The following is a 22,466-nucleotide window of genomic DNA, read 5'->3' as shown; positions in this document are numbered from 1 at the left end:
TAAAGCTGCATTGCAATGAAATGTGGCAGATATTTCTACTGCATAGGGAATTAGCCGACTATTGTCCTTTCGCAGTAGTTGACGGTGCGCGGGCAAATAAAAAAGGCATGCCCGAGTGGACATGCCTTTCAAAATACTCTCAGTATCCGCAAATAGCTTATGCGATAGCTGCCTGAGCTTTTTCTACCAGCGCTTTGAACGCTACTGGCTGGTTGATTGCAAGGTCGGAAAGAACCTTACGGTCAACTTCGATACCAGCTTTGTTCAGGCCATCGATAAAACGGCCGTAGGTCATGCCGTGCTCGCGGGTAGCAGCGTTGATACGCTGGATCCACAGAGCGCGGAAGTTGCGCTTGCGTGCCTTACGGTCGCGGTAAGCGTACTGTGCCGCTTTCTCAACCGCCTGTTTGGCAACGCGAATGGTATTCTTACGACGACCGTAGTAACCTTTGGCAGCCTTCAGAACTTTTTTGTGACGAGCGTGGGCGGTAACGCCTCTTTTTACACGTGACATGGAGGTCTCCTAAATCCGGTTTTCAGGCTTAGCCGTAAGGCAGATATTTTTTCACGATACGTGCATCTGCTTCACACAAAGTGGTGGTACCACGTGCGTTACGGATGAACTTGGTCGTGCGTTTGATCATGCCGTGGCGTTTACCAGCCTGACCGCATTTAACCTTGCCAGTCGCGGTGAGTTTGAAGCGCTTTTTTGCTCCAGACTTCGTCTTCAACTTGGGCATTTTTGCGTCCTTTCTTTTATTTGGTCCTTCAAGTGGACCAAGTGATGTTGGGATGCATCATGAGCCGCCACGGCATGCCCTTTTTCATCTGCCTACTCCTGAATCAGGTTTGGCAGATACAGCCGGGCGACTCTGAACCGGCGCGTTATAGGAAAAGCGCCGTGTAAATGCAAGAGGAAAGGCAGCGATCCGGCTAAGAAACACAAAAACGCCCAGAACCTGACGGCCCGGGCGTTTTCAAAACACTCAAGATGGTGCTTTTCGCTTATTTGCTAAGCGGTGCAAGTACCATCATCATCTGGCGGCCTTCCAGCTTTGGCTGCAGCTCCACCTTGGCGTATTCTACGGTTTCCTCTTTCACCCGGTTGAGCAATTTCATGCCCAAGTCCTGGTGGGCCATTTCACGGCCGCGGAAACGGAGGGTTACTTTAACCTTGTCACCATCGTTGAAGAAGCGCTGCATGTTCTTCATCTTCACCTCATAATCATGGGTGTCGATGTTCGGGCGCATCTTGATCTCTTTGATCTCGACGACCTTCTGCTTCTTGCGTGCTTCAGCTGCTTTCTTCTGGGCTTGGTATTTGTAACGACCATAATCCAGAATTTTACAGACAGGAGGCTGGGAGTTTGGCGCGATCTCTACCAGATCAAGACCTTGCTCCTGCGCCATTTCTAGCGCTTGCTCTGTCGGTGTCGGACCGAGATTGTCCCCTTCCGCGTTGATCAGCTGAACTTCACGGACACGAATTTCTTTGTTGGTGCGCGGCCCTTCCTTAGTGGGGGGTGGTGCGCGAAACGGACGGCGAATGGTCGAGTTCTCCTCTATAGTTGCCGATGGTGGTTGAAAACCTGAGCCTGTTCAATGACAAGATTGTTCGCACTCGTCAAGACAAGATTGCTCTTGGCCGCTTTTCTATAGCAGCATTCAAGCGCCCCAAGCTTGCTGGCCAATATATTTAGCCAATATATCTCTAGATATGGCGAGTCTGCCTAAAATAATCAAGTGGTTTGATTAAGCAGTTTCTCGTAGATAGCGAGGGTTTGCGCGCACATTTGCGACTTTGTGAAGCTACTACGCACATGTTGATATGCTCTTTCGGCCAATGCCTGCCTCTCTTTCGGCATCATCGCGAGCGCGGTGGAGATGCACGCCGCTAGATTTGAAGAATCACCTACTGGAAAGTGCCAGCCTGTGCGCGCGCCCTCTGTCACCTGAGGCGGCACCAATACTGTTTCAGGTACGGCACCAATATCAGATACAATAACCGGCACGCCTGCGGCCTGAGCCTCCACAGCTGCGCGGCCAAACGCCTCTGGTTCGATGGAGGCAACGACAGACAGCTCTGCAAGGCATAGCGCTGCGGGGACATCTGCACAGTGCCCTACCAATTTGATATTCTCGCTCAAACCCTCTGCCTTGATCAGCGCCTCCAACTCTTCAAGGTAGGCGTCACGGCCCTGCGCATCTCCAGCAAACACAAACGTGAGTTCTTTAGGCGCGCCTTTGGCAAACAGCTCTTTTGCAGCCTCGATGATGCATTTGTGCCCCTTCCAGCCCGTGATACGAGCGATGGTGAGGATAACACGCGCGTTTTCATCAAGACCCCAACGTTCTCGCAGGCGTGCAGCGCGTTCCTTTGATACATTCTGGCGTGCGAACGCATCAACATCTGTGCCGCGATAAACCACTTGGGTTTTGCCGGTTGCGCTGTGATCACGCTGTAAAATCAAACTTTCCGTATAGAGTGAATTGGCGATAACGCAGTCTGCGCGAGTCATGACAGAATTGTACCATGCCTTCAGCGCATTAGTCTGTTTGTAGATGCCATGATAGGTCGTGACGAAAGGCAGACCGAGTTTGTTTGCAGTGATGCGCGCAGACCATGCTGGCGCACGAGAGCGGGCATGAATAAGGTCAACACTCTCCCGCTTACATATTTCCCGCAGTCGCTTGGCATTTTGAAGGATCACCCAAGGCTTTTTCGATTTTGCCGGCAAGGTGATGTGCTGAGCCCCCAACGCTTCGAGCTCTGGCACCATCCGGCCGCCTTGCGAGACAACCAGCGCCCGCCAGCCTTTGGCTATGATCGCTTCGGCCATGTCAACGGTGGTGCGCTCGGCACCACCTGTTTGCAGGTCGGGGACAATTTGCAAAATGGTGCGGCTGTGCCCTTTGCCTTGTGCGGCAGGCGAATTAAGCTGTGCTAATGTTGGGGAGTTGGGCAAGGCTCTGACCTCTTTATATACTATGAAAAAACGGCCGGGAGCCTTTAGGGATGGAAGCTGGAATACCGCAATTTATCGAGGTTGGCAAAGGGGAAGACGCCCGCAAAATTGCAGTGCGTCATGACGCCCGCGGGGCGCAAGGGGTGTTATGGCTGTCTGGCTTCAAATCCGACATGCTGGGAAGCAAGGCAGAAGTGCTGGCACAGTGGGCTGAAGAGCACGAGCTGACTTGCACGCGCATGGATTACTCTGGCCATGGCGAATCCGAGGGGGCTTTTACTGACGGCACCATTTCGCGCTGGCTAGAGGAAGTAAAAACTGTTTTTGCGCAGTTTTGCAAAGGGCCGACTGTGGTGATCGGCTCTTCTATGGGTGGCTGGATGGCATTGCTGCTGGCCAAGGCGTTGCAGGAGGCCACACTAGGTAGCGGCCACCTCAACGGAATAGTTCTGGTCGCTCCGGCACCGGACTTCACGGAAGAACTTATGTGGAAGCACGAGTTCTCTGAGGCCGTGAAACAGCAGATCATGGAAACTGGTCGTTATGAACGCCCTTCCGATTACGACGAGCCCTACATTATCACGCGGGCACTAATTGAGGATGGGCGGCGTAACCTGTTGCTTGATGCCCCCATTGCCACTGGCTGCCCTATTACCATTTTGCAAGGACAACGGGACGAGGCCGTTCCTTGGAAGCATGCGTTGCGGATCGTCGAAGGTGCAATGAGTGAGGACGTTTTGCTGACGCTGGTTAAAGATGGGGATCACCGTTTATCGCGGCCAGAAGATTTGGAGCGCATGTGCGATGCTGTGGCTGCGCTGTGTGTTAAGAGCAAAGCCGGCGACTAGGAGGGAATGAGGCATGGTCATGTTGCGAGATGTTTCCAACGCCGGGTTTGCGCTCGGGCTTGCAGCACTGCTTGCTTTGTGCGGCGGGGGGTATGGCTTGGCAGCCTCAGCGCCGCAACCTGATCGCGCTCCTCTTCCTGATAGTAAGCCCGCGCTAACCGCTGTTGAGGCCGCCGCAGCTGAAAAAGCAAGGCGGGAGACTGTCGCCGCCAAACAGCTGTTTGGCAGTGTCTCCAAAGCCGCGAACATGCCGCCGCGGTCATTCGGCGGATATGCCGGGGGCTGTCTTGCCGGAGCGGCGGAGTTGCCCGTTGATGGCCCCTCATGGCAAGCGATGCGTTTGTCTCGCAATCGCAATTGGGGACATCCGGTTCTTGTGGATTTTTTACAAGATTTGGCGAAAGATGCGCCGGGCCTCGGCTGGAACGGGTTGCTGATCGGTGATATGGCGCAGCCACGGGGCGGGCCAATGCTATCCGGACATGCCAGCCACCAGATTGGCTTAGATGCCGATATTTGGTTGCGACCAATGCCGAAAAAGCGGTTTAACTCTGCAGAGAGAGAAACAGTTAGCGCGATTTCCATGCTCAAAGGCCCGCTAAACATAAAGGGTGCAGATCGGCGAGTGCATCCTCAGCGCTGGAGCGACGCCCATGCACGTTTGATCCGCCGCTCTGCACAGGAACCGCAAGTGGCGCGGATTTTTGTTAATCCGGTGATCAAACGCGCCCTTTGCAAATTTGAAACCGGGAACAGAGACTGGCTGCGTAAAGTGCGGCCATGGTGGGGGCATCACTACCACTTCCACGTTCGCATGGCATGCCCCGCCGATAGTCCGCAATGCAAAGACCAAGCGCCACCTCCAGCGGGAGATGGATGTGGCACTGAACTTAGCAACTGGCTGAGTGATGCAAAGTGGGTTCCGCAAAAGCCAAAGCCCGGGGCAAAACCGAAGCCGCGTAAACGCAAACCGCAAATGCGACTGGCGAATCTTCCAAGCGCCTGTGCCATGGTGCTGAACGCGCCGGTGAAATAGGGTACGGATTGCATTTCTGCAAATATGGTTAGCGCGACAATTCAACCCAGATTTGTGGCAGATTATCCCCTGCAAGTTATGTGATCGTGCATGAATGTTTTTTATGCATAAAAGACGGTTGACTTTGCGCGTATAGAAAGTTTTTTATTGAAAATATACAACGACGCAGATCTCTCCCCTTTATTACTGGTCTTCGTTGTTTCCTCTTTCGCAAGCGGCAGCTCTCAGCTTTTTTCGTTGTTGCTCAAACCCTTCGAAGGACAGCAGGCTTTAAGCCCGCTGGTATTAATGACAGGAAGCGCTCAAGTTTTGAGCTTTATTGCATGTTTTGCCGGGCCTTTGACTTTGGGATGGCTTGGTCTGGCACAAGAATGGGAAGTTCGCCATGGAAGCATTGATGATTACCGAGGTTGGCAAAGCCGAACTCAAGCAAATTGCCGAACCTGAAGCAGGCGCTGGTCAAGTTAAGATCAAAGTTGGTTATGGCGGCCTATGCGGCAGTGACCTGAATACCTTTAAGGGCTTGAATCCGCTTGCCGCACTCCCCCGCATTCCCGGCCATGAAATCGGCGGCACTATCGTTTGTAGTGGTGCTGATGTTCCTGAAGAATTTGCTGAGGGCAAAAGCGTTATCGTGGTGCCCTACACCGAATGCGGCGACTGTACAGCTTGCCGTGCAGGGCGCAAAAACGCTTGTCGCTACAACAAGACGCTGGGTGTGCAGCAAGATGGCGGCCTTTCAAACTATATGGTTGCCCATCACGAGCGCCTGATTCTAAACGACACCTTGAGCGATGTTCAGTTGGCGCTGGTGGAGCCTCTTTCTGTTGGTTTCCATGCGATTGACCGGGCGAGTGTGCGCGAGGGCGAAACTGTCGTTGTGCTTGGCGCTGGCATGATTGGCGTTGGCGCGATGGTTGGCGCAATTTCTCGTGGCGCACGCGTTATTGCCGTTGAGGTGAGTGAAGAGAAGCGCGAAACTCTTTTAAACCTTGGTGTTAGCGAAGTGCTCAACCCGACGAAAGTTGATGTGGCAGCAGAAGTTGACCGGCTGACCGATGGTGATGGCGCCAATGTAACGGTTGAAGCTGTTGGCCTACCGATTACTTTCCGCCAAGCTGTTGACTTTGCCTGCTTCGCAGGACGTGTTGTCTATGTGGGCTACGCAAAAGAAGAAGTTTCTTATGAAACCAAATTCTTCAACATGAAAGAGCTGAACATATTCGGCTCACGCAATGCCATTCGCCAAGACTTCTTGGATGTGATCGCCTACCTTGAAAAAGCAGGTGATAAGACTGATGCGCTGGTTTCAAAGGTCTTCAAGTGGAAAGACGCCGCGCAAGCCTTTGACTACTGGGACAGTGTTCGCTCCAGCACATTCAAAGTTTTGATTGATATGACAGACACTGAATAAACTTTGCAAAACCATTAGTTTAAAGGGCGCGGCTTGGTCGCGCCTTTTTTATGTCAAATAGTGACTTATTAAACTGCCAGATTTCAGATACTGCAATTTCTTTAGAAATCACAGTTATCCTTCGCCTCGTTCATCTTGGTTTATTGGTACATTTGTCATGAGACTTTTCTGGTTAACTCTCTTTTTTATATCCGCCCATGTTCTTTCTGCCAGTGCTGCTTCTCTCAGCCTCGAGAGCGGGAAGAAATGGGTTGTTCTGGCCAGCGAAGAAACATTGGTAGCAGCACGCATGCGCGCTTGGTGGCTGATGGATGGGCGGAACAGCGCGCCGCTACGGATCGTGAAAAGCCAGAACGGATACTACGCCGTGGTGATGGGCCCGCTCGCTGTACGCAACATGGACGAAGTTAAGAAGCAAGTTGGTCTTTACCTGCCGCAGGATGCCTTTTTGAGCGATGGAAGCCGGTTCGTTACAACACATTGGAAGGCGCCTGAGAGGGTACATGCGGAGCTGCGCGGCAGTGCAACAGCTAAGCTGCAGCTTGGTGATGTGCGCGCGGAGGCCAAGCTTGTGTGTGGTGAGGCCGGTTGTAATCTGGATGACTATAGCAACTCCTCAATACACTTGATGCTTTGGCTTAAAGGCAGCCCACTTCTGGAGACAACGACGCCAGCCGGCGAATTTGCCGCTCACGGCCAGTCTATCGATTTGATTAGGCTGGATCCAACAAGCCCTTACCCCCAAGTGGTGCTAAAGCGGTTCACGGGCGGGGCGCATTGCTGCGTAGAGCAAACAATCTACAGTTTCCAAAACGGCGTTTGGCTAGAATTTGACCTTGGCGCTCGCGATGGCTTTGGCGGAACGAGTTTTGACGATATTGATGGCGATAACAGCTTTCTTTATCTGTTCGCCCCATATGCTGGCAGCGTTGCCCCCTTACAATTTTGGCAGCTCAAAGAAGCGCAACTAAAGAATCTAATGGGGAGCAAAGCAACTCTGCCATTTGTTAGGTTTGACCTTAAGCGCCTAGAGCTGCGGGCAAAGCGCATGCCTGAGCAGTGGCGAGATGCTGGTTTTTTAGCGGGCTGGGCAGCAAGTAAAGCACTACTTGGGCAAGGTGGCGTAGCCCTAAAGCGAATTCTCGCAACCGATGTTGAAGAGAGTGATTTCGGCCTACGGGTATGCCCTGACTTTTCGCCGCAACGCAATTGCGATTTTGAGGATGGACTGCAGCTGCCCTTTGTGACCGGCTTGACCATGCATTTAATCGAGCAGGGTTATTTGCCAAGAGCGCTCACGCCAACTCCTTTGCATATCCAAGGTTCTGCGCTCCCCCACTAGCTTCCCGCAAGCTGCACTGGTTAGTTTTCACGCAGGATCCTAACTAGTCGCGCGGTTTAAGCCATGAAGACACCTTTTTTCCGTTTGGCAGCTATTGTGCTGTCACTGTTTGTTGTTGCTGCATGTAAGCCGCGGGGCGAGGCTAATATATTCACACCGCCTTTACGTATGGGCAACATGGTCTCCTCCAGCAATTTCTACCTGCGTGGGCAGTATATGGAGGAAGTGCGCGTCAGGGCGGTGTTTAGCGAACAACGTGGCTACGGCTTGTTGATGGAAATGACCTCACGTGATTTCCCGCTGACGTTCAACTCCTATGTGATTGCAAACGGTCAGAAAATGCCTTTTCAAGCCTTGTGGAAGGAACGCGTAGGAATTGGCCCCTACCTCTACAAGTTGACAGGCTTTGTCCCGCTGGCACGCTCGACATTCTATTCCGCAGCGAATGGTGGAATTTACCTTGGTATCTCTGGCTACTATGACAACAAGAGCCTTGGCACCAAGACCCATGCTTATGTTAATGGCCATGTCCGCCGCGAGGCGTTCCAAGAAGCGCTTGAGCTACAAAGAAATCGGGGGCTCTGAGCAAATTTTAAAACATACAAAAAGGGCGCCGGAGTTATACTCCTGCGCCCTTTTTGCACCTCAAACAACTACTTATCTGCGCAGCGTGCCGCCAGTTGCTTTGGCAACAGATTTGACAATCTTGTCGCTCACCGCCTCGATATCCTCATCACTCAAGGTTTTCTTTATCGGTTGCAGCATGACGTCAATGGCGAGCGATCGCTGGCCTTCCGGCACGCCCTGTCCCTCATAAATATCGAAGAGGTTGACGCCGGCAATCAGAGCCTTATCAGCACCTTTGGCCGCCTTAAGAAGTTTTTCTGCTGGGACATCCGCATCCACCAAGAATGCAAAGTCACGGCGGACCGGCATCAAGTTGGTGGCGTTCATAGCGCCTTTAGAGCGGGTTGCCTTTTTCTTTGGTGCTGGCGGTGCATCGACAAACACTTCAAAGGCAACAATCGGGCCTTCAATGTCGAGCTGTTCCAACACTTTCGGGTGAATTTCACCAAAATATGCCAATGTGTTTTTCGGGCCCAACTTCAATGCACCTGAACGACCAGGATGGTAGTAGCTCGGCGCGTCAGTGAACACCATCAAACGGTCAGAGGGCGTACCAATGGCTGCCAAAACGGCTTCGGCATCTGCCTTTGCGTCAAACACGTCCACATCTGCTGCGTTGCCCTGCCAATGGCGGGCGGCGCCGGTGAGTTTGGCTGTGCCACGGCGCAAGCCAGCCGCGACCATTTTCTGGCCCTTTTCGCTGTCATCGGCGAATGTCTGCCCTACTTCAAACAGCGCCACATCGGCAAAGCCCCGGTCGGCATTGCGCTGGCTGGCGGACATCAAGCCCGGCAGAAGTGATGGACGCATCTCGGACATATCGGAGGAAATCGGGTTGGCGAGCGACAGGTCTGCCCCGCCACCACCGAAGATCTCCGCTTGGTCCTTGGCAATGAACGACCATGTGACCGCTTCCAGCATGCCACGGGTAGCCAGTGCGCGGCGGGCTTTACCACGGCGGATTTGGCCCAAGGTCAGTACTTTTTCACTAACCGGATGAATGCGCGGCAGTGCCTCGGACTTGAGCTTGTCAAGGCCGACAATACGCACCACTTCTTCCACCAGATCGGACTTACCATGCACATCAGGGCGCCAGCTTGGCGTTGCCACTTTAACAACCGCCCCATTTCCGGAAACCCAGAAGCCAAGCAGTGTCAAAGTCGCTTTGATTTCAGCTTCAGAAACATCAAGGCCGGTGAGACGCTTCACTTCTGCAAGCGGGAAATCGATGATGTGCTCTGGCTGTGGCACTTCACCGGCAATACGTGCATCTGTCGGCTCACCGCCACACATGTCCAACACCATCTGCGTGGCCACATCCAGCCCTTCAGCAAGGTATGCAGGGTCAACACCGCGCTCGAAACGGTAGCGGGCATCAGAGTTTACCCCGAGTTTGCGGCCAGTGCGCGCAACCATTAACGGATCCCATAACGCGGCCTCGATGATCACATTTGCCGTCTCATCCGAACAACCAGAGGCTTCACCGCCAAGCATACCTGCAAGAGATTCAACCCCGTTATCATCGCGGATTACCAGTGTACCGGCTTCAACCTTGTAGCTCTTGTCGTCCAGCCCCTTGAACTCGACAGCCTCGCCCTGATGATGGGTCACCACCAGATCACCAGCAACCTTATCAGCATCAAACACATGCAACGGGCGGCCCTGATCAAAGGTCATGTAGTTGGTGATATCAACGAGGATGTTGATCGGGCGCAGGCCAATAGATGTGAGCCGATCTTGCAGCCACTTCGGCGATGGACCGTTTTTGACATTACGCACAAGGCGGTAGCCAAATGCCGGGCAATCCTGCGGCTTATCGCCAAGCTCAAGTTTCACTTCAAACGGCAATTCACCTTGAGCGGCAATTTGCGGGCGGTCTTTAGCTTTGAGCGTACCAAGGCCAGCTGCTGCCAGATCACGGGCAATACCGTGGATAGAGGCACAGTCCGGGCGGTTCGGCGTCAGGCCAATTTCGATAACCGGATCGTCCAGACCGGCATATTCCACAAAGGGCACACCAATCGGTGCATCTTCCGGCAGATCAATGATGCCATCATGATCGTCAGAAAGCTGCAATTCGCTTTCCGAAGCCATCATGCCATAGCTTTCTACATCGCGGATTTTGCCAATTGCCAGTGTAATGTCCAAACCCGGGACATAATCGCCTGGTTTACCCAACACACCTTTCAGGCCTTTACGAGCATTTGGCGCACCACAAACAACTTGCAGCGGCTCGCCTTCACCGGTGTCCACCTTCAACACCTGCAAGCGGTCTGCGTTCGGGTGTGGCTGGGCATCGAGCACATGAACGATTTTGAAAACGCCCAGTTTGTCGGCAGGATTGTTAACCTCTTCAACCTCAAGGCCGATCATGGTCAGCTTTTCGAGGATTTCGTCAAGGCTGGCTGTTGTATCCAGATGGTCTTTCAGCCAGGAGAGAGTGAATTTCATTGCGCTTCTCTTTTAAATTCTGTTTGCTTCAAGACCACTTAGTCGGACAAGCCGCCAAGTAGAGTGGGCATATCAAGCGGGCGGAACCCATAGTGCTTCAGCCAGCGGACATCCGCATCGAAGAAGGCGCGCAGATCGTTCATGCCGTATTTCAACATGGCCAGACGATCAATGCCGATACCCCATGCGAAGCCTTGGTATTCATCGGGATCAAGGCCGCAATTGCGCAGCACGTTCGGGTGCACCATGCCGCAACCGAGGATTTCCATCCAATCGCGACCTTCACCGATTTTCACTTCCGCGCCAGAGCGGTCGCACTGCACATCCACTTCCATGGAAGGCTCGGTGAACGGGAAGAAGCTAGGACGGAACCGCAGCACAACGTTATCTACCTCGAAGAACGCCTTGAGGAACTCTTCCAATGTGCCTTTCAAGTGGCCCATATGCGCGGACTTATCAATCACCAAGCCTTCCAGCTGGTGGAACATCGGCGTATGGGTCTGATCACTGTCACAGCGGTAGGTACGGCCCGGCATGATTACGCGCAGTGGTGGCTGCTGAGAACGCATGGTGCGGATTTGCACTGGTGAAGTGTGCGTACGCAGCAGCTTGCGCTCGCCATCTTCTTTCTCGTTAAAGAAGAAAGTGTCGTGCATTTCGCGAGCTGGATGGCCTTCCGGGAAGTTCAGTGCGGTGAAGTTCAGCTCATCGCTTTCCACGTCTGGGCCTTCAGCCACGGCAAAGCCCATATCGGCAAAAATGGCAGTCAGCTCGTCCACCACTTGCGAAACCGGGTGAATACGACCCTCATCGGCAGGGTTCAAGCGCAGTGGCTGAGTGACATCCACTTTCTCGCTGGCAAGGCGGGCTTCCAGCGCAGCTTCTTTCAGCACACCCTTGCGCGCGTTAATGGCGTCAGCCACGCGATTTTTCAGACCGTTCAGCGCAGGACCCATTTCCTTGCGCTCTTCGGGGGACATTTTGCCCAGTGTCTTCATTTTTTCAGAGACACTGCCCTTTTTCCCAAGGGCGGCGACACGCACATCTTCCAGTGCTGCCTCGGTTTCAGCGCCGGCAATAGCGGCGCTGATCTCAGCTTCTAAGGTATTGAGGTCGGACATGATCTCATTTCATCGGTTTTGGTGACTTCTTGACAAAAGCCTGCCAAATGCAGCGTCATCGCCTTAGCCAAGGTTCACCTGTCGGAATTCGTGGAGTTGTTTTAGCAGAAATGCCAGCGCAATAAAGAGGCAGCTGCGGCTTCAAACGCAATTAATGTGCGCAGAAGGAGCGCTGTTGATCACCAAATATTTGAAGGGAAGCGTGCTGCTTAGCGCATGGCGCGCGGCTCTACCTAGCCGCGGCGATAAATCGCCCGCAGGCCGGGCCATGATGGCCAGCATAGAAAGATTGAGCGGTCCTATTTGACAACTGTTTCATTCTCGCGCTCTTGGCGGTTGGCGTTCGCGCAGAGATTAGCGCGCCAAGGCGTTTGGTGCAAGAGACTTGCGGCGGTGCGCAAGGTATAGACGCTGATGAAACTCTCACTATATTAAATGTCGTGCGACTATTAGCGTGGGAGATTATGCAAATGCAAGAGAAGGCTATTCTGGCAGGCGGCTGCTTTTGGGGAATGCAAGAGCTGGTGCGCCATATGCCGGGCGTGATCTCCACGCGCGTTGGCTACAGCGGCGGCGACATAGAAAACGCAACCTACCGCAACCACGGTAGCCATGCAGAAGCGTTAGAGGTGGTGTTTGACAACACAACGCTTAGCTATCGCCAATTGCTTGAGTTCTTTTTTCAAATCCATGATCCGACAACAGTTGACCGTCAGGGAAATGATCTTGGCGCCTCTTACCGCTCCGCAATCTACTACTGCTCACTTGCGCAAGCACAAACCGCCAAAGAGACTATTGCGGATGTTGAAGCAAGTGGGTTGTGGCCAGGTGAAATTGTCACGCAGCTAGAGCCTGCAGGAGACTTCTGGGAAGCAGAACCGGAGCATCAGAACTATCTGCAGCGGATTCCGAATGGGTACACTTGCCATTTCCCTAGGCCGGGGTGGGTTTTACCACATTCTACCAACAAGGCACCGTAGCATGTAAAATAAATGGATATCTTTACAAGAAAGCGCCATTTAGATTGAGATTGTCCTCTTTGACATTATTGCCTAGGTTACGCATAGGCTAATTGGTTTTCGCAACTAATTAGAGAATAGTCGGTGCGGGGGCTTGCAAATGCAATCACAAAACAAAATGATTGTTATCAGCTTACTTTCAGGCCTTGCCTGCTTAAATTCTGGAAATGCTAGCGTGCTCGAATGCTCGATTAACGATAAGAATGCATGCCTTCCAGATAAAGGCTGCAAATCAATCTCTGCCTCTGTATACAATGTTGTTGATTGGGACAATCAGAAGTATGCGCGGTGTGACCGTTATGGGTGCGATCACTATGACTACACATCTTTTAAGTCCGGTATTTTTGAAAATATAGTAATTCAGGGAAAGAGCGTAGTTGCTAGGATTGATATGCGCTCAAAGCAATTCTCTGAAATAGCCTCGCTTGGGTTAACCACATACGTGAGCTTTGGAACATGTAAAGAAATCGCGCAATAAGTAGCTAGATTCGCAAAAAACGAGAACTGAATGGGGAAAATCCCTACAGCGAAAAGTTTATAACTTAATCCCTGCAAGCAAACCAAAAATTATGGCGGAGAGACAGGGATTCGAACCCTGGAGACGGTTGCCCGCCTACACGCGTTCCAGGCGTGCGCCTTCGACCACTCGGCCACCTCTCCGCTTGCCCAAGCTGTGCTGCTCGGTGCGTGAGAGGGGGTATATACAAATCAGGGGGCATGGCGCAAGTGCTTAATTTCATTATTTTTGTGCATATCCCCAATCTGTGATGGCTGCGGCGATTATTCCCGCCTTATTGGGCTGTTAATCGGGCTCTCGCTCCCTAAGCATCTGCGGATTGCCGAGGAAATGCAATTGACATAAGCTGTTGCTCGGAAGAATTTGCGGGAAACAACTATAAAAACGGATTTCCAGAGATGCTCGGTTTCATCTGTCGCTTCTTCGGGCTTTGGTTAAGCGCCAGTGCTCTTGTCGCCCTTATCATTGACTGCACACGTTCGCTCGCGGCCTCGAACTGGACGACCAGCTCAGCTGGCGAGATGTGGTATAAATTTGCTCCTCAAAGCCTCAATGCTCTTCAAGCTGCCACACAAAGAAACGTCTCACCTTTTCTTTGGGATCCGGTGATGCAGCAATTTCTACAATTACCACCCTGGGCAACCCTTGGCCCGATCGGGCTGCTGCTTTTATGGCTTGGTGATCGTAACCGCTACAGAACTGGTCGGCTGCTCTAGATATTTCCGCCTAAATCCAAAAGAAAAGAGTCGCCTGCACATTTCCACAACCCTAGATGGTTTATATTTTTTAATTCAATCTTCTGGATAGAAGTATAGCAACTTTTATTTAAATGAATTTGAAATTTCGAATTTTATAGCACGACAAACAGTTATCATATCGTAGTTGCGCGGATATATGATCTTTTCAAATGCGCAAAGCACATATAGTACTGAAAAATCTTCATTCTTTTTTGTATATTGATGCATTTATGCCAAGAAGTATTGAATTGCGTTTCAGTTGATCTAATATGCACGCCGAATGCTAATGCTGATTCAGGTTAAAACCCCGAAATGTTACGACTGAAAACTATTAATTTTATAAGTCCTGCATTTTCTCTATTATGTACTTGGGAGACCAGCTCTCTAATTCCTTTAAATGAGCGGTGTTATTTTGATGAAAACAGATTTTATTGCAGATCAACTTTCTGCTATTTCGACGGCACTTGAAGACGCCAGCATTAACTCTTATGGAGATCTTTCCTCCAGTGCTGTTGCTGCCATGCTTGCTATGCGTAAAACCCCCGGCATTTCCATTGGCACTGTCGCCAAGGAAGTGCAGCTCAGTCACTCCGCCACTGTGCGCCTTATTGACCGCCTTGAAAAGGATTGGCTTGTGCGACGCCTGCGCCGACGCGGTCGTGAGGTTATGGTTGAGCTTACAGTTCGCGGCCAGAGAAAGGCGGAGGAACTCGCGGAAGCGCGCAACAATGCGGCGGCAAGCATGCTTGCCGGGTTGGATGAAGATGGCATGCAGCAGCTTTCCGCATTGATGGCTCGTGTACTTTTGCTCGCACAGACACCTGGGTGTGGCCGCTTTTGTAAGGGCGATCCAATGAACCCATCTGTTAGTGAACAGTTAGAGCCAGCCTAAGCGGCATCAGTGCTCTCAGGGCTGAGGGCCCTCCTTGCCAACTTTCATTGCAGGTCATTGGGGATTTTCTCCTTTGGCCTGTACCCTGTCTGCGATTTCCTGATATGCACAGCAATCGGTACTTCGTTAGCCTAGGGGCGACTTCGTGTTTGAAGATGGCACAATCCTTCTTGTTTCTGCAAAACACAAAAATGGTGGGCGGCTTTACAAGGCACCACAGCATGTTTTAACGCCACAGACAGTTGCGGACGTGCCATCGTTTTTGCAAGAACTCGAGACAAAGCGCAAAGCTGGTGCTCATCTTGCCGGATATCTGAGCTACGAACTCGGCTATGCATTCGAACCTAAACTCGCTCCGCTGCAAAAACCTCGTTCTGTGGCTCCCCTTGCTTGGTTCGGAGTTTACACTGACTACTTGAACTTGAATTCAACGGACCTTGCGGCGCTTCTTGCTAAGGCCGAACGCGGTGAAGCAAACCCAGCAGATTTGGCCCTAGGCGCGTTCGATTTGGAGGCTGATGCGTATGGCGACGCTTTCACTCGCACTCAGCGACATCTGGCCGAAGGTGACTTCTATCAGATAAACCTGACCATGCGCGCTGCGATAAAGCGCGCGCGCAGCCCCGTAGCTTTATTTAGGAGGCTGCTCGCAGCCCAGCCTGTAGACTACGCCGCACTGCTCTTTGTTGGGGGCAAGGCAATCATCTCACTTTCACCTGAGCTTTTTTTAGAGCGCAAAGGGCAGCAGATCTGCTCGAAGCCAATGAAGGGAACAGTGGCTCGTGGTCGCACCTATGTTGAGGATCTGCAACAGGCTGAATGGCTCGCAAAGGACCCGAAATCCCGCGCTGAGAACACGATGATCCTAGATCTCATGCGCAATGACCTCTCGCGCGTGTGCAAAGCTGGCAGCGTGCAAGCGCAGGATGTTTGCCAAACTGAAGCGTTTCGGAGCTTGCACCAGATGACATCTACTGTTGTTGGGGAGCTTGAGGATAACATTGAGTTTCCGCGAATTATCGAGGAACTGTTTCCCTGTGGCTCGATTACAGGTGCGCCAAAACTAAGCGCTATGCAAACAATTGATCGCCTTGAGGCCTGCCCTCGCGGCGTTTACACCGGCTCGATCGGGTTTATTGAGCCAAATGGCGATTTCGGATTCAATGTGGCAATTCGTACATTGGAACTGGATCAAACCGACTTACCGGGCACCTACCGCGGAGTGGTTGGCACCGGTTCGGGGGTTGTGTTTGATAGCGGAACTACTGCTGAGTATGACGAGTGCAAGCTAAAACTGCGCTTTCTAAAAGGTGATGCCAAGCCATTTACCCTTTTTGAAACACTGAAATACACCGAAGATGATGGCTATTTACTGCTTTATAGGCACTTGGAGCGCCTGAAGGAATCTGCGGCGTACTTTGGCTGGTCGTTTAATCCGAATGATATCGAACGCGCACTATTTGGCGCTGTCTCTAATTGCGGCGACGATTATCGTGTACGCATAGATTTGGCAGAGGATGGCACTATTGCTGTCACTAAAACGGCACTGCCTAAGCAAGCGACTCCTCAGGCAAACTGGCTCTTGCACATAGCTGACCAACGGGTCGATCCAGCTGACCCGATGCTTTACCATAAAACGTCGCAGCGGGACCTCTATGACAATGCGCGTGCTGAGGCTTTGGCGCGCGGGGCGGATGAAGCTATTTTCTTTAATGAAAACGGCTATCTGACAGAGGGCACCATTACCAATATTATGATAAAGACCGGCGACGGGCTTGTTACACCCGCCTGGCATCACGGCCTGTTACCCGGCACTCTTCGCGCAGGGTTGCTGGAGCTGCGCATGATAAGGGAGGCAGATGTATCGCTTAGCGACCTGCAAAATGCGGAGGCGATATTTGTAATGAACTCCTTGCGGGGTATCATCAAGGCGGAGCTACTCGGCAGCACATCTGACTAGCAATAGTGAGGTCTTTATTATGGATGGAGCACTAAGGATGTGGCGGCGCTTTTGCGTCGCTGAGCTTTAGTGTCATCAAACACAAAGACAGCCACCGCCCATACTTATGACCGACTTCCGGCAGCGTGCCCACAATCTCAAAGCCCAGCTTCTCATGTAGGGCAATTGAATGCGTGTTACCGCTCTCTATAGCACCGATCATCACATGAAAGCCTGCGGACTGTGCATGCTGGATGAGTTGCTGCATAAGAGCACGGCCAATACCTTTGCCCTGTGCGGTTTCTTTGAGATATACGGAATGCTCGACTGTTAAATCATAGCCGGATTTCCCGCGAAACGTGCCGTAACTACCAAAACCAAGGATGTTTCCCTCATCATCATCAGCGATGAGAATGGGAAAGCCTTTTACGGTTCGCTCCTCCAGCCATGCCAGCCGATCCTCAAGCGTATCGAGTTTAGTTGTCCAGATTGCACTTAGATTTCTAACGGCGTCATTATGGATTTCTAGAATGCTGGGCAGGTCGGCGGCAATTGCTTGGCGAAAATTCATCTAATTCCCCTTATGTCTCAGCAAGAATACCGCCAAGACCACCTCAAAGAAAGCAAACAACCTACGGCATCTCTTGAGAAAATTGCTCTAGTCGATTGCCATCAACTCATGCGAACGAACTAGAAGAATGCAATACAACTCCTCATCATTATGTTTATTAATTGTTAATTATAACTACTGAATATTTACTTGTATTTCAAAGCTTCCCATGGGGATTTAACGTGCATATTACACGAATAATACTTGCGACAATGTTTACAACATTATTTTTCAACCCAGCAAAAGCGCAGGACCGGCTGGAAGATCCGAATTTCGGCTTTGGAGCAAGTGGCTCGGGGACATATCTTGTTGGCGCTGCGGGCTATCACCTTGGGCAAGATGCAAAAGCGCAAAACCCAGAGACCGGCTTTCGCCTACGAAATGCCATGCACTTCGACAGTGGTGCTGTTGTCCAAATTGGCTACGGGCGGAAGTTCGCGCATTCTAATTTCCGTATGCAATTGGACCTAACCTATTTCCAGTCCAAACTGAGTGACAATGCTTGGAAAGCCAGCGGCACAACACATAATTTTTTTACCGCCGTCACTGCCTATTACGACTTTATGCCCGAGGCGACCATTACTCCTTTCCTTGGGGTTGGGGTTGGCGTCTTGACCCCGATTACAAACGGTACTCTTGACGATACTGCCACAAGCACAAAGCTTTCGACGCAGGATATCGCTGTGATGGGTGCCAAAGCAGTTGCCGGAGTTAGCGCCAAGCTCTCTGAAAAAATCGATGTTTCTCTTGAGTACGCTTATTTATATTCCAGTGATTACCACATCAGAGTGACAGTTGAGGGCCTAGGTGAACGCTTTACCAAAACCAATCTTGAAGACCACATTTTCACTGCTGGCATGCGCTATAGTTTTTAAAGGAGGAGGCAAACAGGGTTTCAAAAGGGTCCTTGCTGGAAAAACTGCTTGAAGCCCCGCAAAAGGGGCTTTGCCTTGGCTCAAAGCAATGCTATTTGAGCCATCATGACGACCAAGACCCTTTCAAATATCCGCAACTTCTCCATTGTTGCCCACATTGACCACGGCAAGTCGACGCTTGCTGATCGCCTGATCCAGTCAACAGGCACCATGACCGACCGGGAGATGTCGGATCAGGTGCTTGATTCCATGGATATCGAGCGCGAGCGCGGCATTACAATTAAGGCGCAAACAGTGCGCCTGATCTACAAAGCCGAGGACGGTCAGGAATACATCCTGAACCTGATTGATACGCCGGGCCACGTGGATTTTGCCTATGAGGTCTCCCGTTCGCTGGCGGCTGTTGAAGGCTCTTTGCTGGTTGTTGATGCGTCCCAGGGGGTTGAGGCGCAAACGCTGGCAAACGTTTACCAAGCCATCGACAACAATCACGAAATCGTCTCCGTATTAAACAAGGTGGACCTGCCAGCGGCCGAGCCGGAGCGCATCCAAGAGCAGATTGAGGACGTCATTGGCCTTGATGCCTCTGAAGCGGTGATGATCTCTGCAAAGACCGGCCTTGGCATTCCCGATGTTTTGGAAGCGATTGTTAAGCGCCTGCCTGCGCCTGAGGGAGATATTGATGCTCCGCTGAAGGCGATGCTGGTGGATAGCTGGTACGACACTTATCTTGGGGTGATGGTGCTCATTCGCGTGATTGATGGCGAGATCAAGAAGGGTGATCGCATCAAAATGATGGGGACCGGCGCAACCTACGATCTTGATCGGGTTGGCGTGATGACACCCAAATTCCTTAATGTGGATCGCTTGGGACCGGGCGAAATTGGCGTGTTTACTGCTTCTATCAAGGAAGTGGCTGATACTCGGGTTGGTGATACCATCACCCACGATAAAAAACCGTGCGCAGAAGTTTTGCCGGGCTTTAAGCCGGCGCAGCCGGTGGTTTTTTGTGGCCTCTTCCCTGTTGATGCAAATGACTTTGAAGACTTGCGCTCCGCCATGGGCAAGTTGCGCCTCAACGATGCTTCCTTCTCGTTTGAAATGGAGACATCGGCAGCACTTGGCTTTGGCTTCCGCTGTGGGTTCCTTGGGCTCTTGCACCTTGAAATTATTCAGGAACGCCTGTCTCGCGAGTTTGATCTTGATCTGATCGCGACCGCGCCTTCTGTTGTCTATGAAATGGGCATGACAGATGGCAGCCAGATCGAGATGCACAACCCGGCGGACATGCCTGATGTGGTCAAGATCAACGAAATCCGCGAGCCATGGATCCGCGCGAATATCATGACGCCAGATGAGTATCTCGGCCCAATCCTGAAGCTTTGTCAGGAGCGTCGCGGCTTGCAGATTGACCTGTCTTACGTTGGCAGCCGTGCCATGGTCACCTATGACCTGCCTCTCAACGAAGTGGTTTTCGACTTTTATGACCGCTTGAAATCGATCTCCAAAGGCTACGCTTCCTTTGACTATGCGATTAGCGATTACCGGGCCGGCGATCTTGTGAAAATGTCGATCCTTGTTAACGAGGAGCCCGTGGATGCGCTTTCCGTTCTGGTGCACCGCTCGCAAGCTGAACGCCGCGGCCGCGCCATGTGTGAAAAGCTGAAGGACCTGATCCCGCGGCATATGTTTAAGATCCCAATTCAGGCCGCGATTGGCGGGCGTGTGATTGCGCGTGAGACAATTGCCGCGCTGCGTAAGGACGTAACGGCCAAGTGTTATGGCGGTGATGCGACCCGTAAGCGTAAGCTTCTGGAGAAGCAGAAAGCCGGTAAAAAGAAGATGCGTCAGTTTGGCAAGGTGGAAATCCCGCAGGAAGCCTTTATTCAAGCCCTGAAGATGGACGACTAAACCCTGCATCTTTGCAAGAGTGAGTTTATGAAAGGCGGCCGTTGGTCGCCTTTTCTGCGAGGAATGTAATCAAGGAGGCGGCAGCTTATGTCACTGGAAGCAGATTTGAACGCCCGTGCGGGCAGTGCCTGCGAGTTTTGCGGATCAACCAACGATCTGGCCGCAATGGCAGTGGGGCCAGATGCCGATGGTACGGCGGCTCAGACTGTGCTGTCATGTCAGGTATGTGAGGCACAGATTGACGGTCGGCAAGATCTTGATACTAATCATTGGCGCTGCCTAAACGAGGCTGCATGGAGCAGTGAGCCAGCCGTGCAAGTGGTGGCATGGCGGCTGCTCAATCGGCTGAGCGCAGAGGCGTGGGCACGTGATCTGCTCGATATGCTATACTTGGATGAAGAGACAGCTGCGTGGGCGCAGGCTGGCCTTGCTAATGCGGGTGGGGATGAAGCTCTGGTAGTGCATAAAGACACCCATGGCGCGGTCTTGAGTGCGGGGGACACCGTGACGCTAATCAAGGATCTCAAGGTAAAAGGTGCTGGCTTTACTGCAAAACGCGGCACAGCAGTTCGCAATATTGCGCTTGTGCCCGACAATGCCTTGCATATTGAAGGCCGAGTGAACGACCAGCGCATTGTTATTCTGACGGAGTTTGTCAAAAAGAACTAGGAGAGGCCTGCCTTTGAAGTTGCTCAAAGGCAGGCACCACGAGCTTAGGCTGGGAAGTACTTTCTTGTGCGGTTGGCAATTGCAACGAGTGACAACATCACAGGTACCTCAACCAGCACGCCAACAACGGTTGCCAGTGCAGCACCAGAATGCAGGCCAAACAGGCTGATGGCCACTGCAACTGCAAGCTCGAAGAAATTCGACGTGCCGATGAGCGCTGCGGGGGCTGCAACATTGAATGGCAAGCGCCACAAGTAAGACCAGCCATAGGCGACGATAAAGATGCCATAGCTTTGCAATATCAGCGGGATAGCTATCAGCGCAATAACCAGCGGATCCCCCAGAATTGTATTGGCCTGCAACCCAAACAGCAAAACAACCGTTCCCAGTAGCCCCATGATGGACCAAGGTTTGATTTTGTGTGTGAACTCCGCAAGGCGCGCCTCTGCATCCTCTTTTGCGCCCCGCAGCAGCGCTTGCCTTGTCAGGTACCCTGCTACCAAGGGAATGATCACATAAAGCACGACGGAGAGCAGAAGTGTTTGCCATGGCACCACGATCTCAGTTACGCCCAACAAAAAAGCCGCGATAGGCGCAAAGGCAAACACCATGATGATGTCGTTAATTGACACTTGCACAAGCGTATAATTTGCATCGCCCTTTACCAGCTGGCTCCAGACAAACACCATCGCTGTACAAGGGGCAACGCCTAGCAAAATCATGCCTGCGATGTATTCTTTCGCATCACTAGGGCTAACAAGCGAGGCAAAGAACACTTCAAAAAACAGGATTGCAAGGAGCGCCATTGTGAATGGCTTAACCAGCCAGTTTACCACCAACGTGACGCACAGGCCCTTAGGCCGTCGCCCTACATCTTTGATACTTGCAAAGTCTACCCCGATCATCATTGGGTAAATCATGACCCAGATCAGAAGAGCAACAACGAAGTTTACCGATGCATATTCAAGCGCTGCGATAGTCTCAAACACCCCCGGCAAGAACGCCCCAGCAGAAACGCCAATGACAATGGCCAGAGCCACCCAGATTGATAGATAGTTTTCAAATAGCCCCATAGGCGATTTGCTTTCGGCAGCCATGATTAAGCTCCTGAGTTTTGTGTAGCTGACAGAGCAGCGAGCAGCTCGGGTAACGCGCCAACAACGCAATTCTGCAATGCTTCGTCGCCATTCACCTGCGGCGAGCAGCAATCTTGGAGTAGGAACAAAATAAGAGCGTTCACCTGCTCAAAGTCAGCACTATAAATTATAGAACGCCCTCGCTTGGTCGCTTTGATAATGCCAGCTCGCTTTAAATGACCAAGATGGAACGAGAGGGTATTGTGGGGGATTGCAAGGGCAGAGCTGATCTCGCCCGCTGGCATGCCCTGTGGCCCGGCTTTAACAAGCTTTCGAAACACAACAAGGCGCGTTTCTTGCGCAAATGCCGAGAAGATTGTTAGCGCTGAATTTATGTCCATTTGTCCAGTATACTG

At 51.9% G+C, this 22,466-nt stretch carries 22 protein-coding genes and 1 tRNA gene; 13 read left to right on the top strand and 10 right to left on the bottom strand.

Features of this window, described 5'->3' with window-relative positions; translation table 11 throughout:
- Positions 1-157: 157 nt before the first annotated feature.
- From rplT to AYK82_RS04240, 4 genes are all read right to left on the bottom strand, one after another.
- The gene (gene rplT / locus AYK82_RS04255; protein ID WP_068311683.1) at positions 158-514 is read right to left on the bottom strand and encodes a 50S ribosomal protein L20; all 357 of its coding nucleotides are present in this window, start codon (positions 512-514) and stop codon (positions 158-160) included.
- A 28-nt stretch (positions 515-542) separates the two neighbouring features.
- On the bottom strand, positions 543-740 hold the full coding sequence (gene rpmI / locus AYK82_RS04250; protein WP_068083497.1) for a 50S ribosomal protein L35: 198 nt from the start codon (positions 738-740) through the stop codon (positions 543-545).
- 265 nt (positions 741-1,005) lie between these two features.
- Positions 1,006-1,548, bottom strand: a complete 543-nt coding sequence (infC, locus tag AYK82_RS04245) for a translation initiation factor IF-3 (RefSeq protein ID WP_082733722.1) — start codon at positions 1,546-1,548, stop codon at positions 1,006-1,008.
- A gap of 191 nt (positions 1,549-1,739) precedes the next feature.
- On the bottom strand, positions 1,740-2,966 hold the full coding sequence (locus tag AYK82_RS04240) for a glycosyltransferase family 4 protein (RefSeq protein WP_244265711.1): 1,227 nt from the start codon (positions 2,964-2,966) through the stop codon (positions 1,740-1,742).
- 50 nt (positions 2,967-3,016) lie between these two features.
- Here AYK82_RS04240 and AYK82_RS04235 point away from each other — a divergent pair, with 50 nt between their 5' ends.
- The 5 genes from AYK82_RS04235 to AYK82_RS04215 all read left to right on the top strand — a co-directional run bounded on the left by AYK82_RS04235 (position 3,017) and on the right by AYK82_RS04215 (position 8,191).
- Complete coding sequence (locus tag AYK82_RS04235) at positions 3,017-3,814, top strand: alpha/beta hydrolase (protein WP_068311679.1); 798 nt, start codon at positions 3,017-3,019, stop codon at positions 3,812-3,814.
- Positions 3,815-3,827: 13 nt separating this feature from the next.
- Positions 3,828-4,850: a penicillin-insensitive murein endopeptidase gene (mepA, locus tag AYK82_RS04230; RefSeq protein ID WP_068311677.1), complete on the top strand. Its 1,023-nt coding sequence runs from the start codon at positions 3,828-3,830 to the stop codon at positions 4,848-4,850.
- Between the two features lie 385 nt (positions 4,851-5,235).
- Complete coding sequence (locus tag AYK82_RS04225) at positions 5,236-6,264, top strand: zinc-binding alcohol dehydrogenase family protein (protein WP_068311675.1); 1,029 nt, start codon at positions 5,236-5,238, stop codon at positions 6,262-6,264.
- A 157-nt stretch (positions 6,265-6,421) separates the two neighbouring features.
- Positions 6,422-7,606 carry a hypothetical protein gene (locus AYK82_RS04220; protein ID WP_068311673.1) on the top strand — a complete coding sequence of 395 codons (1,185 nt, stop codon included), beginning with the start codon at positions 6,422-6,424 and terminating at the stop codon, positions 7,604-7,606.
- 63 nt (positions 7,607-7,669) lie between these two features.
- Entirely contained in the window at positions 7,670-8,191 is a 522-nt protein-coding gene (locus AYK82_RS04215) for a hypothetical protein (protein ID WP_068311671.1), read from the top strand.
- Between the two features lie 72 nt (positions 8,192-8,263).
- Here the strand turns inward: AYK82_RS04215 and pheT are convergent, their stop codons facing one another.
- On the bottom strand, positions 8,264-10,684 hold the full coding sequence (gene pheT / locus AYK82_RS04210) for a phenylalanine--tRNA ligase subunit beta (RefSeq protein ID WP_068311669.1): 2,421 nt from the start codon (positions 10,682-10,684) through the stop codon (positions 8,264-8,266).
- Between the two features lie 38 nt (positions 10,685-10,722).
- Positions 10,723-11,805 (bottom strand): phenylalanine--tRNA ligase subunit alpha, encoded by a 1,083-nt coding sequence (gene pheS / locus AYK82_RS04205; RefSeq protein ID WP_068311667.1) that lies wholly within the window; start codon positions 11,803-11,805, stop codon positions 10,723-10,725.
- Positions 11,806-12,275: 470 nt separating this feature from the next.
- Here pheS and msrA point away from each other — a divergent pair, with 470 nt between their 5' ends.
- Together msrA and AYK82_RS04195 are read left to right on the top strand one after the other, a co-directional pair.
- A complete protein-coding gene (gene msrA, locus AYK82_RS04200) occupies positions 12,276-12,785 on the top strand; it encodes a peptide-methionine (S)-S-oxide reductase MsrA (protein WP_208976375.1) in 510 nt (169 codons plus the stop codon).
- A 139-nt stretch (positions 12,786-12,924) separates the two neighbouring features.
- Positions 12,925-13,302, top strand: a complete 378-nt coding sequence (locus tag AYK82_RS04195; protein ID WP_068311665.1) for a hypothetical protein — start codon at positions 12,925-12,927, stop codon at positions 13,300-13,302.
- A 92-nt stretch (positions 13,303-13,394) separates the two neighbouring features.
- On the opposite strand, the gene AYK82_RS04190 is transcribed toward AYK82_RS04195, so the two are convergent.
- Positions 13,395-13,484 (bottom strand) — tRNA-Ser (locus AYK82_RS04190).
- A 255-nt stretch (positions 13,485-13,739) separates the two neighbouring features.
- Here AYK82_RS04190 and AYK82_RS04185 point away from each other — a divergent pair.
- From AYK82_RS04185 to pabB, 3 genes are all read left to right on the top strand, one after another.
- The gene (locus AYK82_RS04185) at positions 13,740-14,057 is read left to right on the top strand and encodes a hypothetical protein (protein ID WP_068311663.1); all 318 of its coding nucleotides are present in this window, start codon (positions 13,740-13,742) and stop codon (positions 14,055-14,057) included.
- A 436-nt stretch (positions 14,058-14,493) separates the two neighbouring features.
- Complete coding sequence (locus tag AYK82_RS04180) at positions 14,494-14,970, top strand: MarR family winged helix-turn-helix transcriptional regulator (protein ID WP_156453249.1); 477 nt, start codon at positions 14,494-14,496, stop codon at positions 14,968-14,970.
- Between the two features lie 145 nt (positions 14,971-15,115).
- Entirely contained in the window at positions 15,116-16,930 is a 1,815-nt protein-coding gene (gene pabB, locus AYK82_RS04175; protein WP_068311659.1) for an aminodeoxychorismate synthase component I, read from the top strand.
- A gap of 31 nt (positions 16,931-16,961) precedes the next feature.
- Here the strand turns inward: pabB and AYK82_RS04170 are convergent, their stop codons facing one another.
- Entirely contained in the window at positions 16,962-17,480 is a 519-nt protein-coding gene (locus AYK82_RS04170) for a GNAT family N-acetyltransferase (protein ID WP_068311656.1), read from the bottom strand.
- A gap of 251 nt (positions 17,481-17,731) precedes the next feature.
- Here AYK82_RS04170 and AYK82_RS04165 point away from each other — a divergent pair, with 251 nt between their 5' ends.
- The 3 genes from AYK82_RS04165 (at position 17,732) to AYK82_RS18280 (ending at position 20,974) form a co-directional block, all read left to right on the top strand.
- Positions 17,732-18,394 (top strand): outer membrane protein, encoded by a 663-nt coding sequence (locus AYK82_RS04165; protein WP_068311654.1) that lies wholly within the window; start codon positions 17,732-17,734, stop codon positions 18,392-18,394.
- Between the two features lie 105 nt (positions 18,395-18,499).
- The gene (gene lepA / locus AYK82_RS04160) at positions 18,500-20,305 is read left to right on the top strand and encodes a translation elongation factor 4 (protein ID WP_068311653.1); all 1,806 of its coding nucleotides are present in this window, start codon (positions 18,500-18,502) and stop codon (positions 20,303-20,305) included.
- 87 nt (positions 20,306-20,392) lie between these two features.
- The gene (locus AYK82_RS18280; protein WP_068311651.1) at positions 20,393-20,974 is read left to right on the top strand and encodes a PhnA domain-containing protein; all 582 of its coding nucleotides are present in this window, start codon (positions 20,393-20,395) and stop codon (positions 20,972-20,974) included.
- Positions 20,975-21,018: 44 nt separating this feature from the next.
- Here AYK82_RS18280 and arsB read toward each other — a convergent pair whose 3' ends face one another.
- Both arsB and AYK82_RS04145 read right to left on the bottom strand, forming a co-directional pair.
- On the bottom strand, positions 21,019-22,071 hold the full coding sequence (gene arsB / locus AYK82_RS04150; RefSeq protein WP_068311649.1) for an ACR3 family arsenite efflux transporter: 1,053 nt from the start codon (positions 22,069-22,071) through the stop codon (positions 21,019-21,021).
- 2 nt (positions 22,072-22,073) lie between these two features.
- Positions 22,074-22,451, bottom strand: coding sequence for an ArsR/SmtB family transcription factor (locus tag AYK82_RS04145; protein ID WP_082733721.1), 378 nt, complete (start codon positions 22,449-22,451; stop codon positions 22,074-22,076).
- Positions 22,452-22,466: the final 15 nt, after the last annotated feature.

The organism is Polycladidibacter hongkongensis, from assembly GCF_001561995.1.
Classification (GTDB): Bacteria; Pseudomonadota; Alphaproteobacteria; order Rhizobiales; family Stappiaceae; genus Pseudovibrio; species Pseudovibrio hongkongensis.
Note: the sequence above shows the minus strand (reverse complement) of the source record. Positions and strands in the feature narration are given on the sequence as shown.